Genomic DNA, 14,308 nt, shown 5'->3' on the forward strand with positions numbered 1-14,308 from the left:
CGCGACCGGCATAGTGGGCTCCATAGTTTGTGCAGAAGAAAAACGGGTTGTTCGAAAAGAGCTCTACGATAACCTACCATTGCCGGGAGACAGGTTCTTCGTTGCGTATGGCGTGCGATCCGCTGCCCATATTCACCAGTCTTCCCGCTGCTGCGCTCTGGTCCAGCCTGGTGGGGTCACTCCATGCGGTATCTATCGTTGATATCTATCATTGGGGTGATATATACTTTTGGTAGGTATCAGAAAGGAGGTTCAAATGTCATCTACTGCTAAGCTTTTCATCACAGGACGCAGCCAAGCGGTACGACTGCCAAGGGAATTCCGGTTTGAGGGAACCGAAGTTTTCATTCGTCGCAATCCGGCAACGGGTGAGGTTGTTCTATCGCCGAAGCCAACATCTTGGTTAGCGTTTTTCGAGCTTGCCGACCGCACCGACATTCCTGCCGATTTCATGACTGATCGCGAAGACCTGCCTGCCGAAGAAAGGAACCTGTTTTGAGTCGCGTCATGCTAGACACAAACATGGCGAGCTATGTCATTAAGGGACATCCGCCGGAAGCTCGCCAGCGACTGGCCGCGTTGCCGATGGACAACGTTGTCGTCTCGGTTGTCACGCAAGCGGAACTGCTTTACGGCTCGGCGCGCAAGGGGCATCCCGCCGCTTTTGCAAATCTCATACGCGAATTTTTGCTTCGCGTAGAAGTGTTACCTTGGGATGGAGAGGCCGCAACCGTCTACGGCGATTTGCGATTATCCTGCGCCGCTTCCGGTATCACGCTTGGTGCGCTCGATATGATGATTGCTGCGCATGCGATAGCCGCTAAAGCGATTCTCGTCACGCACGATGAGGCTTTTTCCCTTGTTCCTGGTGGGGTTCTTGCTGTCGAGGACTGGATCATTAAGGCGTGAGGATAGAGGCATCAAATCAACAAAAAAGCCGCAAACCTAATGGGCTATGCGGCTTTATGGACTTCTTTGGAGCGTTTGGGATTAATGCTTGGTGCCCGGGGTCGGACTCGAACCGACACGACTTTCGTCGGGGGATTTTGAGTCCCCTGCGTCTACCTGTTTCACCACCCGGGCTTTGGGCTGCGGGGCGAACCCGCTTGGCGTGTCCGAGTGGTAACCCCCGGACAAGACCGAAATTATGTCCGAAAACTCTCGCTCAGACAAGCGGTGCGTGACTGTTTACTCCAACTAGCCTATTCAAACACCGCTCATCCCGCGATCACTGGCTCAAATAATGAAACTGGCCACCCTTGATGATCCCCATTACGCTGGCCCGCTGGTCGAGTCCAACATGGTCGGCCTTGCTGGTACTAACAATACCGTTGGGCACCACCAATTCATGTGTCTGCTCAAGCGAATCGCGCAACGCCGCACGAAACTCCGGAGTTCCGGGCTGAGCCTTCGTCAACGCCCGAGTCACCGCATCATTCAACAACGGATATACCCCTGCAGCATCCCCAGCAAACTGAGTCACGCTACCCGCGCCATAACGCGCTTCATAGCGAGTCACAAAATCGAGCGCGGTTTTCTTGATCGGATTATCAGCGGGCAGATCGCGCGCCACCACTACCGGTTGCGTTGGGAACAGGGTGCCTTCGACGTCCTTGCCGCCTAAGCGGATGAACTCCGGCGTAGCGATGCCATGCGTTTGATAGATCGGACCTTTGTACCCGCGTTCTATCAATGTGCGCTGCGGCAGCACGGCCGGTGTCCCCGCGCCCGCAATCAGGATCGCATCGGGCTTGGTGGCCATGACCTTAAGCACTTGACCGGTCACGCTGGCATCGGTGCGGTTGTAGCGCTCGACATCAACAATCTGTATGTGGCGTAGCTCGGCGAATTTCGTCATTTGCTGCAACCAGCTTTCACCGTAGCCGTCGGAAAACCCGATAAACCCTATTGTCTTCACATTGTGATTCGACATATACCGCGTCACCACGTCAGCCATGGCAGCGTCGTTCTGCGCCATCTTGAAGGCCCAGATGCGCTTGCCCTGCTGTGGCTCGACCACGTTGGAGGTGCCCACCAGCGTGATCATCGGCGTACCGGTCTCGGCCACCGCATCCAACGCTGCAAGCGCCGAGGGCGTGGTGTTAGGTCCAACCACCACATCGACCTTATCCTCCGACACGAACCGGCGCACATTGCGCACCGCCGCGCCCGGGTCCGAGCCATCGTCGAGGATGGTGTACTGCGCCGGATGTCCGCCCAGGGTGGCCGGCCACATCAACATCGCGTTCTTGCTGGTGATGCCGATGGCGGCGGCCGGGCCGGTGCTCGACAAGTCGATGCCGACTTTGATCGGCGTGTCGGACGCGGCCCAGGCAGGCGCCGCGGCAAATGCGGTAAGGCTGAACACGGTAGCCGCGAAGCGCGCGGCAGAAGATAAAACGGGCATGGATCTTCCTTGTTCTAACGAGAGGTGGGACCGCACATTAATTGATTGCGCAGCAATCATAAACCGCCGCAAATTCCCTGTGCACAGCGTTTTCCCCAGGGCTGCAAGCTTACAGTTCGTAGTTTTCGTGCTCGCCGCGCAGCGCTTGTTCAATCAACTTGCGGTTCAGCGTGGGCGAGAGCAATTCGACCAACGTGTATACATAACTGCGCAGATAAGCACCTTGTTTGAGCGCGAGGCGCGTCAGATTGCTGCCGAACAGATGGCCAGCCGGAATCACCCTGAGGTTTTTGTCGCGTTCGGCGTTGTAAGCGATGTCTGCCATCAATCCCACTCCGAGGCCCAGTTCCACGTAGGTCTTGATCACGTCGGCGTCGATCGCTTCGAGTACTACGTCGGGCGTCAGGTTGCGCAGGGCGAACGCATGATTGATCTTGGCCCGGCCGGCAAACGCCGGATCGTAGGTGATCAGCGGGTATTGGGCTAGATCCTCAAGCGTAAGACTGCGCTTTTCCAACAGCGGGTGGTCTGGCTGGACGACGGCCACGTGATGCCATTGGAAGCAGGGCAGCGAGACCAGGTCCTTGTAACTGGAGATGGCCTCGGTCGCGATCGCCAGGTCGGCCTGGTCATGGAGCACCATCTCGGCCACCTGGGTCGGACTGCCCTGCAAGATCGACAGCCGCACCTTCGGAAAACGCTTCTTGAACTCCGCGACCGCGGCCGGCAGCGAGTAGCGCGCCTGCGTATGCGTGGCGGCGATGGTCAGGTTGCCTTGGTCCTGGGCGGCATAGTCTTTACCGATGCGCTTCAGGCTTTCGACCTCCTGGAGAATCTTTTCTACCGATACCAGGATGATGCGACCCGGTTCCGTCAGTGATCTGACCCGCTTACCGTGGCGCGTAAAAATCTCCACGCCCAACTCTTCCTCAAGCTCGATGATCGCCTTGGACACGCCCGGCTGCGAGGTGTACAGCGCTTTCGCGGCTTCTGTCAGGTTGTAGTTTTGACGGACGGCTTCACGCACAAAACGGAATTGGTGCAGATTCATAATAACCTCAGGGTATATCAAAAGAATTTTTTAGTAGTTTGACATATAAAGCGAGTTTATTACGATTCGGGATAAGGATTCAAGAAAGCTAGGAATAGTGTCAGCTCGGTGTCAAACGAGCGTCAAGCGAGTCCATCCCGGCGGCAGGTCCAGCGCACCCAGCAAAACCATTGCGGGTTTTCGCCACCTCTGTCGAAATTTATTTTCGATGCCAGTGCGTAGCACCGGCTTCCAGAACCACTGAGGTCCTTGCATGTATCAGTACGATCAGTACGATCAGACGATTGTCGATGAACGTGTCGTTCAGTTTCGTGACCAGGTGCGCCGGCGTCTGTCGGGCGAGTTGACCGAAGAAGAATTCCGTCCGCTGCGGTTGCAGAACGGTCTTTATCTGCAGCGCCACGCCTACATGTTGCGTGTGGCCATTCCTTACGGACATCTGCGCAGCGACCAGATGCGGATGTTGGCGCGCATTGCGCGCGAGCATGATCGCAATTATGGCCATTTCTCGACGCGCACGAATATCCAGTACAACTGGATCGAGCTCGAAGATACCCCGGAGATCCTCGCCAAGCTGGCGTCGGTGCAGATGCACGCGATCCAGACGTCTGGCAACGTGCTGCGCAATATCACCTCGGATCAATTCGCGGGTGTGGCGTCCGACGAAATCGTCGATCCGCGGCCGTACTGCGAGATCCTGCGCCAGTGGTCGACCTTCCACCCTGAATTTGCCTGGCTGCCGCGCAAGTTCAAGATCGCGGTCTGCGGCGCGCGCGAAGACCGCGCCGCGGTGCTGATTCACGATATCGGCATCTTCCTGTACAAAGACGCGCACGGCGAAGTTGTGGCGCGCGTACTGGCCGGCGGCGGCCTGGGCCGCACGCCTATCATCGGCTCGGTGATCCGCGAAGATCTGCCGGTGCGCCATTTGCTGAGCTATTGCGAGGCCGTGTTGCGCGTCTATAACCGCTATGGCCGTCGCGACAATATCTACAAGGCACGCATCAAAATTCTGGTGAAAGCGCTCGGTCCGGCGAAGTTCGCCGAGGAAGTCGAAGCCGAATGGGCCCACCTCAAGGATCAGCAGACCACCATCACGCAAGAAGAGTTCGCGCGTGTGTCGGCCTGCTTCTCGGCCCCGGCCTATGAAAAGTTGCCCGACACCGATACTTCGTACGAGAAGCATCTGCTGGACGAGCGCGCTTTTGCCCGTTGGGTCGAGCGCAACGTGCGTCCGCACAAGGTGCCCGGCTATGCGAGCGTGACCTTGTCGCTCAAACCGGGTGTCAGCTCGCCCCCGGGCGACGCCTCGGACGTGCAAATGGATGCAGCGGCCGACCTGGCCGATGAATTCAGCTTCAGCGAACTGCGTGTGTCGCACGAGCAGAACCTGATTCTGGCCGATGTGCGTAAACGCGACCTGCACGCTGTGTGGTTGCGCGCCAAGGCGTTGAATTTCGCCACCGCGAATATCGGGCTGTTGACCGACATCATTGCTTGCCCCGGCGGCGATTTCTGCTCGCTGGCCAACGCCAAGTCGATTCCGATCGCACAAGGTATCCAAGCGCGTTTCGACAACCTCGATTTCGTTTACGACTTGGGCGATTTGTCCTTGAATATCTCTGGCTGTATCAATTCCTGCGGTCATCACCACGTCGGCAACATCGGCGTGCTCGGTGTCGACAAGGATGGCGAGGAGTGGTACCAGGTGTCGCTGGGCGGCGAGCAGGGTAACAGCGCCAAGCTGGCCCGCGTGATCGGTCCGTCGTTCAAGGCGGAAGAAATGCCCGACGTGGTCAGCAGCTTGATCGAGACGTTCGTCGAGCAGCGTATCGACGGCGAGCGTTTTATCGAGACCTATCAGCGCGTCGGCCTCGCGCCGTTCAAAGATCGCGTCTACGCGTCCCGCCAGCCCGCCACCGCCTAACGTAACCGACACAGTACCGAGATATCTTCATGTCAGAAATTATCAAATTGGTCGCGGCTACCCCGACGGTGGTCAGCGACGATTGGACCGTGATTCGCGCGGCCGAAGACGGTAGCCTGCCTGAGCCGGCGGCACTGCCTTCGAGCAAGGTGATCGTGCCGTTTGTCTACTGGCAAGCGCATCGCGCAGCGCTGATCGCCACTCATGCGCCCGAACAAGTGGGCGTATGGCTGGACCCCGATCAGGAGCCGGCCGAACTGGTCGACGACTTTGCCGCGCTGGGCCTGATTGCCATCGATTTCCCAGTGTTTCGCGACGGCCGTGGCTATAGCATTGCGCGCTTGCTGCGTTCGCGTTACGGCTGGAACGGTGAGCTGCGCTCGATTGGCGACGTGCTGCGCGATCAACTGTTCTTTATGTCGCGCGTCGGTTTCGACGCCTTTGCCGTGCGCGCCGACAAGGATATTCATGACGCACTGAAAGCCTTTGGTGAATTCACTGTCAGCTATCAGGCCGCGCAAGACGAACCTAACCCGTTATTCCGCCGCCGCGCCGTGCACGCTGGGACGTCAGCATGACTGCCGTCGCAGCTGCGCGCGTAGCGCAGGAGCACGGGTTGGCCGCCAAGATTGCCGAGCTCGACATGTTTCTCGACACGATCGCGCAGCGCCACAGCTCGGTCAAGCTGGCCAGTAGCCTGGCCGCCGAGGATATGGTCCTGACCCATGCGATCCTGTCGCGCAAGCTGGGCATCGGCATTTTCTCGCTCAACACCGGCCGCTTGCATGCCGAGACGCTGGGGATGCTCGACAAGGTCGAAGCGCGCTACGGCTACGCGATCGAACAATTGCATCCGCAGCGCGAAGCGGTCGCCGAATACGTGGCCTCGCAAGGCGCGAATGCGTTTTACGAAAGCGTCGATCTGCGCAAACGCTGCTGCGAAATTCGCAAGGTCGAACCGTTGAATCGCGCGCTCGCCGGCGTGCAGGCCTGGGTGACAGGCCAGCGGCGCGAACAGTCGGTTACCCGCGCCGAGTTGCATCTGGAAGAGCAGGATGCCGCACGCGGGATCGCGAAGTACAACCCGCTTGCCGATTGGAGCGAGTCCGACGTGTGGGCTTATCTGAGTGCTTTCGACGTGCCGGTCAATCCGCTGCATGCACGTGGATATCCGAGCATCGGCTGCGAGCCCTGTACGCGCGCGGTACGTCCTGGCGAAGATAGTCGCGCCGGACGCTGGTGGTGGGAATCGCGCGAGTCCAAGGAATGCGGCTTGCATATCGCGATTGCGCCCGCACCGAACTGAATAGCGTGCGTGAAGTTGGCGCCTGGCGTGCCCGGGCTGTCCACTTCCCAACTTCGAAAAACCAAATGTTCCAACGAAGGACCTAGATCATGGGTTTCACTTTAGATGCCCCGCCGGTTGCGGCGACACGCATGGACCACCTCGATTGGCTAGAGGCCGAGTCGATTCACATTCTGCGCGAGCTGGTGGCCGAGTGCGCCAAGCCGGCGTTGCTGTTCTCGGGTGGTAAAGATTCGGTCGTCGTGCTGCATCTTGCGCTCAAGGCGTTTGGCCTGGGCCCGAACCGTCGCACGGTGTTGCCGTTCCCGTTAGTGCATATCGACACCGGTCACAACTACCCGGAAGTCATCGACTTTCGCGACCGTCGCGCCGCTGAAATCGGCGCCGAGCTGGTGGTAGGCCATGTAGAGGATTCGATCAAGCGCGGTACCGTGCGCCTGCGTCGCGAGACCGATTCGCGCAACGCTGCACAAGCGGTGACCTTGCTCGAGACGATCGCGCAATACGGTTACGACGCGATGATCGGCGGCGCGCGCCGCGATGAAGAAAAAGCCCGCGCCAAGGAACGGATCTTTTCGTTTCGCGACGAGTTCGGTCAATGGGATCCGAAATCGCAACGCCCCGAGCTGTGGAGTCTGTATAACGCGCGCCATCATGCCGGTGAGCACCTGCGCGTGTTTCCGATTTCGAACTGGACCGAGCTCGACGTGTGGCAATACATCGCGCGCGAACGCCTCGAATTGCCGGAGATCTATTACGCGCATCAGCGCGAAATCGTGCGCCGCAACGGTTTGCTGGTTCCTGTCACGCCACTCACGCCGATGCGCGAGGGCGACGTGAGCGAAATGGCCACGGTGCGCTTTCGCACGGTGGGTGATATCAGTTGCACCTGCCCGGTCGAGTCCGATGCGACCAACCTGGAGCAGATCATCGCTGAGACGGCCGTGACCGAGATCACCGAGCGGGGCGCAACCCGCATGGACGATCAGGCTTCGGAAGCTGCGATGGAGCAACGTAAAAAACAAGGTTACTTCTGAGCTCGCCGCCTTGCCGGTTTGAGCTGGAGCATAAAGCATGACGACTAAAACATCGGAAACCACGCAAACCACGCTGGATCTTGGCGTGCTGCGCTTTATTACCGCGGGCAGCGTCGACGACGGTAAAAGCACCTTGATCGGACGTTTGCTGTACGACAGCAAGGCTGTGCTGTCGGATCAGCTTTCGGCGCTTTCGCGCGCCAAGAATAAACGCACGGTGGGCGACGAGATCGATTTATCGTTGCTGACCGACGGACTGGAAGCGGAGCGTGAGCAGGGCATCACCATCGATGTCGCCTATCGTTACTTTGCCACCGTCAAACGCAAATTCATCGTGGCCGATACGCCGGGTCATGAGCAGTACACGCGCAATATGGTGACCGGCGCTTCGACCGCCGATGCGGCGATTATTCTGGTCGACGCCACCCGCGTGACGTATGACACGGCCGGTGCTGCGCAATTGCTGCCACAGACCAAGCGTCACAGTGCGATCGTGCGACTGCTCGGATTGCAGCACGTTATTGTCGCGATCAACAAGATGGATCTAGTTGATTTCAGTGAGCAGCGTTTTAACGAAATCCGTCAGGCCTATGTATTGCTGGCACGCCAGCTTGGCCTGAGCGACGTCATTTTTGTGCCGGTTTCGGCGCTCAAGGGCGACAACCTGGTAACGGCCAGCGAAGCGATGCCCTGGTACGCGGGCGAGCCCTTGCTGGCGATACTCGAAACGCTGCCGGCGCGTGACGAACATACCGGTGCGCTGCGCTTTCCCGTGCAATGGGTTGCTCGCCAGGACGGCAACCAGGCCGACGACTTCCGCGGCTACATGGGGCGCATCGAATCGGGCGAAATCGTGGTCGGTCAGACGCTGACTATCCTGCCGGCCGATCGTCGCGCGACGGTTGCCGAAATCATCGCACCGGTGCCGGGCGGTACAGGTCCAGTGCAACGGGCGTACGCGGGGCAGTGCGTGACGGTGCGCCTGGCCGAGCACATCGACGTTTCGCGCGGCGACACGTTCGTTGCCGAACAGCACGCGCCGGTGCCGGCGCGCAAGCTGGAAGCCGACTTGTGCTGGTTTGACGAGGAGCCGCTGTCGCAGCAACGGAAATACCTGCTCAAGCAGACCGCAAACACGGTGTTTGCAAAGGTGAGTGCCGTGCGCGAGGTGCTGGACGTGCATACGCTGTCACAGGCGACCGACCGGCTCGACATGAGCATGAACGATATCGGCGCGGTCTCGTTGACGCTGCAAAAGCCCGTGGTGTGCGACACCTACGATAGCCATCCGGCGACCGGCGCATTCGTGCTGATCGACGAAGCGACGCATCATACGGTCGCTGCGGGTATGATTCGTGCATATTCTTCGTGAACCCGAGCGGCTGCGGTCGTGGTGATCACACAGTGAGATTCGATATGGGCAAGGTTTATCTGATCGGTGCGGGACCTGGGGCGGCCGACCTCATTACAGTGCGCGGCGCACGCATTTTGGGACTAGCCCAGGTGGTGCTCCATGACGCATTGATAGAACCCGAAATGCTCGAAATGGCGGCGCAGGCTCATTTGATTGCGGTGGGTAAACGCTGTGGTCAGCGTTCGACCGCGCAGCATTTTATCAACAAGCAACTGGTGGACGCGGCACGTGGGCACGATGTGGTGGTTCGTCTGAAGGGCGGCGACCCGATGTTGTTCGGCCGCGCCGACGAGGAAATGCGGGCGCTGGAAGCCGCAGGCATCGCTTATGAGGTCGTGCCGGGGATTACCGCGGCGCTGGCCAGTGCCGCCACGTTGCGGCGGTCGCTGACGCTGCGCGGCGTGGCCCGCTCGGTCGCGTTTGCCACTTACAGCCGGGCAGCCGATTCCGAAGAGATACGCGAGCATGTGAATGCCGATTCGCTGGTCTTCTACATGGGCCGCGATGCAGCCCCCGAGATCGCGCAGCAGTTGCTAGCCGCCGGACGCGATGCGGCGACACCGGTAGCGCTGGTAGAGGCGTGCAGCACGCCGCGCGAACGCACCTTGACGTTGACGCTGGGTGAGTTGGCGCATGGGCGCGCGCAGAGCTGGCTCGACGCCGCGCAACCGAGCCTGGTGATGATAGGCGAGGCGTTTGCGGCGCGTGCAGCGCAAGGGCTGGCCGGCGACGTGCTGCAAGAACAGGTGAGTGCGGGCTTGTTGAGCGCTGCTTGATAGCCTGACCTAAGCGCCTATCTGCGTTAGACAAAAACTGGCAATGGCCGCCTGCACCGTAGAATCTTCCCCCACGGCCGTGGTGCAGCGAATTTCAAGCGCGGGGTGCGCTGCTCGGCAAGCCGCCAGCAGCGCCGGCAAATCCTCCCGCAAATGTGACCCCCGACCGAAGAACACCGGAACGACGGTAACGACGTCGCAGCCGGCATCCGCCTGAGCCGCAATGGCGCTGGGCAAATCAGGCTGCATCAACTCCAGAAAGGCGAGTGTCACCGGCCCCGTATCGCCGTTAGCGATGCGCTGGCTGCGCAACACCTCGGCCAATTGCTCAAAAGGCTCGGCCCAGCGCGGATCGCGAGCGCCGTGACCAAACAGAACGACGCCCTGCGAATTGTCTTTACTCATGATGTGACTCCCGAGACATCGCGCTTATCTGCCCCGGCTTAGCCGCGGCAGCCGCCCCCGAGCGCTTCAGTGCCGCGCGTCAATGCCGATCCACCCAACGTAGCGCGCCCAGACCCAGCAACAGGTACAGCAAGCCAGGCGCGGCCGCGGTGATAGGAGCGGGCCAAGTATCGAGCGTGCCGATATGCGAGAACAGTGTGTTCAATAACTGGAAACTCATGCCCAGCATGATGCCGCCAAACACCTTGACGCTGACGGCGCCCGCGCGCGTATGCAGGTAGGCAAACGGCAACGACAGCACCAGCATCACGAACACCGCGAACGGATAGACGCATTTGCGCCACAGCGCAATGCGATAGGTTTGCGCATCCTGCTGGTTTTGCTGCAAGTGACTGATATAGCCGAACAAATTGTAAATCGACATGCGCTCGGGTGCGATCAGCAACACCGACAGAATCGCCGGCGTCAATTGCGAGCGCATCAAGTATTCAGGCAGCTTGCTCACGCTCGAGCGGTACACCGGCGTGAGTGCAGTCGCCGGTGAGAATGTATTGGGCACCAGGCTCTGCAGTTGCGTTACGGTCACGTTCTGCAGGCGCCAGTGATCGGGTGCGACGAACGAGCCCTTGGCTGCGAGGCGCACGTCATTGAGCCGGAAGTGCGAGTCGAATTCGTAGATCCGCACGTTCTCGATCGTTGTATCCGGATTCAACTTGCCGACGTTGACGAAGCGCGTCACATTGCGGCCTTCCTCGTCATCCTTGACAGTATCCTTGACCCATACCCCGGACTGGAAATTCGTCGACACCGCCGAGCCCAGTGCTTCCAGGCGGATACGCTCCGAGAGTTGGTCCGAGTACGGGCTGATCACTTCGCCGAACACGAACGTGACGATCACCAGCGGTACGCCGATTTTCAATAGCGACATCAGCGACATGCGGGTCGACAGGCCGGACACGCGGAAAATCGTGTATTCCGACGTCGACGCCATCGTCGAGAACACGAAGATCGAACTGATCAATGTGGCGACGGGGATAATCTCGTAGAAACGCGACGGCGTAAGCAGCAGTACCCGTAATACCGCGTAACTGAATTTGTAATTGCCGTGCCCGACTGTATTGAGTTCGTTGATCAGATCGAAAAAGAAGAACAGCCCGATAAACGCAAACTGGACAAACGCGAACGTGAGGTAGATTTGCCGCGCGAAGTAACGCTCATAAATACGCATCCGTTACGCCTCCTTGCCGTCGTTGCGGTCAGCACGCCGAAACAGCGAGGGGGGGAACAACGGCCGGTTGCGTACCCGGAACCAGAACAAACCCGCGACTACGACGGCGACGATCACATGCAGGAACAACAGGCCGAATACGAACGAGAGCTTTTGTTGTTCGATCCAGTTTTGCACGAGGTTCAGTAAATTCGAATAAGTCAGGTAGATCAGCACGGCCAGTACCAAGTTGATGGTGCGTCCGCGTCGGGGATTTTGATACGCAAGCGGTATGGCCAGCAGGAACAGGTTGATCGCAATCAGCGGCAAGCCCGCGCGCCACGCGAACTCCGCCAGATTGGCTGGAGTCGGCGCTTGCAGCAGTGCCAGCGTGGACGTGGTCGAAGCGGTCGGTATGCTCGTCAACTGGGCGTTTTCAAGCTTCACGCCGTAGCGTTGGAATTCCATGATCTTGTAGTCGAGCGCGCCCGGCTCGCCATCGTAACGGCGGCCGTTTTCCAGCACCACGAAGCGGTCGCCGTTGGGCGAGATCTCTACGTGGCCTTGGCTCGATACGATCACGCTGACCTTGCCGTTCTCGGTCGAGGTCACGAACACGTTTTCCACGTGCTTCTGGTCCGGCGACATCTTTTCGACGAAAAATACGCGGTGGTTCAGCGGCGATTCGCGGAACTGCCCAGGCGCTAGCAGCGAAACATCGTCGCGCTGCTGGAAACGGTCGCGCAGCAATTTGCTTTGCTCGTTGGACCACGGCCAGCCGACGAAGGCAAAAAACGCGATCAGCGCGATGATAGGCGCCGAAAAGTGCGCGATTGGGCGAATGAAACGCGTCAGGCTGACGCCCGAGGCCAGCCACACGACCATTTCGGAGTCGCGATACCAGCGGGTCAGCACGAACAGGATGGAGACAAACAGGGTGACGATCAGCATCACGGCCAGATAACCGACCACCGTGAGCGAGATCAGCACCACCACATCGCGCGGGTCGACCTGGCCGGACGCGGCGAAGCCGACGATGCGTATCATCATCGTCGTCAACATAATGGTCAGCAGTACCATAAACACAGCAGCAGCTGTGTAGGTAAGCTCGCGTTGCAGGGAACGTTCGAAAATCATGATGGGGTGGTTTGCGCCTCGGGCGTGCGGACCGCCGCCGCAGGGAAAAATAGCGGATAATTACGGCAAACCGCAACGAATGCCATGACTTTCTCCGAGGATTAGCGCGATGGACTTTAGCATAAAAGGCTGTGATTGGAACAAAGCATCACAAAACGGTTCACTCAATAGTTCACTGAGCGGCAAATCCGATTGCATCGTGGTGGGTCTGTTCGAAGGGCAGACCCTGGCAGGTGCGGCGCATCAGGTCGATCTCGCCACCAAGGGGTTGATTACCCGGCTGATCAAGGCCGGCGACTTCGACGGCAAAAGCGGCTCCACGCTGATGCTGCATGAAGTGCAGGGCATAGGCGCTGCCCGCGTGCTGCTGGTGGGCTTGGGCAAACAGGACAAATTCAGTCACAAAGCCTATACCGAAGCGGCTCGCAGTGCTTGGCGCGCGTTGGCCGACACGCAGGTGGCCCAGGTAGTGTGGACCTTGGCCCAGGAACCGGTCAAGGAACGCGACGCCAGTTGGGCGGCGCGTACCGCCGTGGTGACGATGCGCGACCTTGCTTATAAATTCACGCAAATGAAAAGCAAACCCGAAGCACGTCCCGGGTCGCTGAAAAAAGCAGTGCTGACCGTCGACACGACCGATGAGAAGGCCGCCAAGCTTGCCGTCAAACAAGGTGTCGCACTGGCCAACGGCATGGATCTTACGCGCGATCTGGGTAATCTGCCGGGCAACGTTTGTACCCCGACCTATCTTGCCCACACGGCCAAGAAGCTGGCACGCGATTGGAAACTCAAAGTCGAAGTACTGGGTCAAAAGCAGATCGAAGCGCTCAAGATGGGTTCCTTTTTGTCCGTCGCCAAGGGTTCGGTCGAAGCGCCTCACTTCATCGTCCTGCATTATCAGGGCGGGGCGGCCAAACAAGCACCGGTGGTGCTGGTAGGCAAAGGCATCACCTTCGATACGGGCGGTATTTCGCTCAAGCCTGGCGAAGGCATGGACGAAATGAAGTACGACATGTGCGGCGCGGCCTCTGTGCTGGGCACGCTGCGCGCGGTCGCCGAGATGGGCCTCAAGCAGAACGTCATCGTCGTTGTGCCGACCTGTGAAAACATGCCCAACGGCAATGCCAGCAAGCCGGGCGATGTGGTCACCAGCATGTCCGGGCAGACCATCGAAATCCTCAATACCGATGCCGAAGGGCGCCTGATCCTGTGCGACGCGCTTACCTATGTCGAGCGCTTCAAGCCGGCAGCGGTGATCGACGTAGCGACGCTGACCGGCGCTTGCATCATTGCGCTGGGCCATCACAATACGGGGCTGTTTTCGAAAGACGATGCGCTGGCCGACGCCTTGCTGGCGGCCTCCAAGACGGCGATCGATCCGACCTGGCGCATGCCGCTGGACGACGAATACCACGATCAGCTGAAGTCGAATTTCGCCGACGTCGCGAACATCGGCGGGCGCCCCGCCGGTAGCGTGACCGCGGCGTGTTTCCTGTCGCGCTTCACCGAAGCGTATCCGTGGGCCCACCTCGATATCGCCGGCACGGCCTGGAAGAGCGGCGCGGCCAAGGGTGCGACCGGACGTCCGGTGCCCTTGCTCACGCAGTACCTGATCGACCGTACGGCCTGATAGGCGACGCG

The 14,308-nt window shown here is 59.5% G+C and carries 14 protein-coding genes and 1 tRNA gene; 9 read left to right on the forward strand and 6 right to left on the reverse strand.

All coding sequences use genetic code 11. The annotated features are described in order from the left end of the window. Positions 1 to 256: 256 nt before the first annotated feature. Positions 257 to 499 carry an antitoxin gene (locus GSQ77_RS00105; RefSeq protein ID WP_158897798.1) on the forward strand — a complete coding sequence of 81 codons (243 nt, stop codon included), beginning with the start codon at positions 257 to 259 and terminating at the stop codon, positions 497 to 499. Between the two features lie 8 nt (positions 500 to 507). After that, positions 508 to 909, forward strand: coding sequence for a type II toxin-antitoxin system VapC family toxin (locus GSQ77_RS00110; protein ID WP_158897800.1), 402 nt, complete (start codon positions 508 to 510; stop codon positions 907 to 909). 89 nt (positions 910 to 998) lie between these two features. Here the strand turns inward: GSQ77_RS00110 and GSQ77_RS00115 are convergent. From GSQ77_RS00115 to GSQ77_RS00125, 3 genes are all read right to left on the reverse strand, one after another. Continuing rightward, positions 999 to 1,083, reverse strand: a tRNA-Leu gene (locus GSQ77_RS00115). A 145-nt stretch (positions 1,084 to 1,228) separates the two neighbouring features. After that, complete coding sequence (locus GSQ77_RS00120; RefSeq protein WP_158897802.1) at positions 1,229 to 2,407, reverse strand: ABC transporter substrate-binding protein; 1,179 nt, start codon at positions 2,405 to 2,407, stop codon at positions 1,229 to 1,231. A gap of 109 nt (positions 2,408 to 2,516) precedes the next feature. Next, on the reverse strand, positions 2,517 to 3,458 hold the full coding sequence (locus GSQ77_RS00125; RefSeq protein ID WP_158897804.1) for a CysB family HTH-type transcriptional regulator: 942 nt from the start codon (positions 3,456 to 3,458) through the stop codon (positions 2,517 to 2,519). Between the two features lie 253 nt (positions 3,459 to 3,711). On the opposite strand from GSQ77_RS00125, the gene GSQ77_RS00130 reads away from it, so the two are divergent. The 6 genes from GSQ77_RS00130 to cobA all read left to right on the forward strand — a co-directional run bounded on the left by GSQ77_RS00130 (position 3,712) and on the right by cobA (position 9,918). Then, positions 3,712 to 5,385 carry a nitrite/sulfite reductase gene (locus tag GSQ77_RS00130; RefSeq protein ID WP_158897806.1) on the forward strand — a complete coding sequence of 558 codons (1,674 nt, stop codon included), beginning with the start codon at positions 3,712 to 3,714 and terminating at the stop codon, positions 5,383 to 5,385. 29 nt (positions 5,386 to 5,414) lie between these two features. Next, positions 5,415 to 5,963, forward strand: coding sequence for a DUF934 domain-containing protein (locus GSQ77_RS00135; RefSeq protein ID WP_158897808.1), 549 nt, complete (start codon positions 5,415 to 5,417; stop codon positions 5,961 to 5,963). After that, complete coding sequence (locus tag GSQ77_RS00140) at positions 5,960 to 6,691, forward strand: phosphoadenylyl-sulfate reductase (RefSeq protein WP_158897810.1); 732 nt, start codon at positions 5,960 to 5,962, stop codon at positions 6,689 to 6,691. The genes GSQ77_RS00135 and GSQ77_RS00140 overlap by 4 nt, the downstream gene beginning before the upstream one ends. 89 nt (positions 6,692 to 6,780) lie before the next feature. Next, positions 6,781 to 7,728, forward strand: coding sequence for a sulfate adenylyltransferase subunit CysD (gene cysD / locus GSQ77_RS00145; protein ID WP_158897812.1), 948 nt, complete (start codon positions 6,781 to 6,783; stop codon positions 7,726 to 7,728). Between the two features lie 37 nt (positions 7,729 to 7,765). Further along, positions 7,766 to 9,100, forward strand: coding sequence for a sulfate adenylyltransferase subunit 1 (locus GSQ77_RS00150; RefSeq protein WP_158897814.1), 1,335 nt, complete (start codon positions 7,766 to 7,768; stop codon positions 9,098 to 9,100). 44 nt (positions 9,101 to 9,144) lie between these two features. Beyond that, a complete protein-coding gene (cobA, locus tag GSQ77_RS00155; RefSeq protein WP_158897816.1) occupies positions 9,145 to 9,918 on the forward strand; it encodes a uroporphyrinogen-III C-methyltransferase in 774 nt (257 codons plus the stop codon). Positions 9,919 to 9,927: 9 nt separating this feature from the next. On the opposite strand, the gene GSQ77_RS00160 is transcribed toward cobA, so the two are convergent. The 3 genes from GSQ77_RS00160 to lptF form a co-directional block, all read right to left on the reverse strand. Continuing rightward, entirely contained in the window at positions 9,928 to 10,323 is a 396-nt protein-coding gene (locus GSQ77_RS00160; protein WP_158897818.1) for a sirohydrochlorin chelatase, read from the reverse strand. A gap of 79 nt (positions 10,324 to 10,402) precedes the next feature. After that, positions 10,403 to 11,551 (reverse strand): LPS export ABC transporter permease LptG, encoded by a 1,149-nt coding sequence (gene lptG, locus GSQ77_RS00165; protein ID WP_158897820.1) that lies wholly within the window; start codon positions 11,549 to 11,551, stop codon positions 10,403 to 10,405. Positions 11,552 to 11,554: 3 nt separating this feature from the next. Beyond that, on the reverse strand, positions 11,555 to 12,667 hold the full coding sequence (gene lptF, locus GSQ77_RS00170; RefSeq protein WP_158897822.1) for an LPS export ABC transporter permease LptF: 1,113 nt from the start codon (positions 12,665 to 12,667) through the stop codon (positions 11,555 to 11,557). A gap of 109 nt (positions 12,668 to 12,776) precedes the next feature. On the opposite strand from lptF, the gene GSQ77_RS00175 reads away from it, so the two are divergent. Continuing rightward, positions 12,777 to 14,297, forward strand: a complete 1,521-nt coding sequence (locus tag GSQ77_RS00175) for a leucyl aminopeptidase (RefSeq protein WP_158897824.1) — start codon at positions 12,777 to 12,779, stop codon at positions 14,295 to 14,297. The last annotated feature ends 11 nt before the right edge of the window (positions 14,298 to 14,308 follow it).

Source organism: Burkholderia sp. L27(2015) (assembly GCF_009765705.1).
GTDB lineage: Bacteria > Pseudomonadota > Gammaproteobacteria > Burkholderiales > Burkholderiaceae > LMUX01.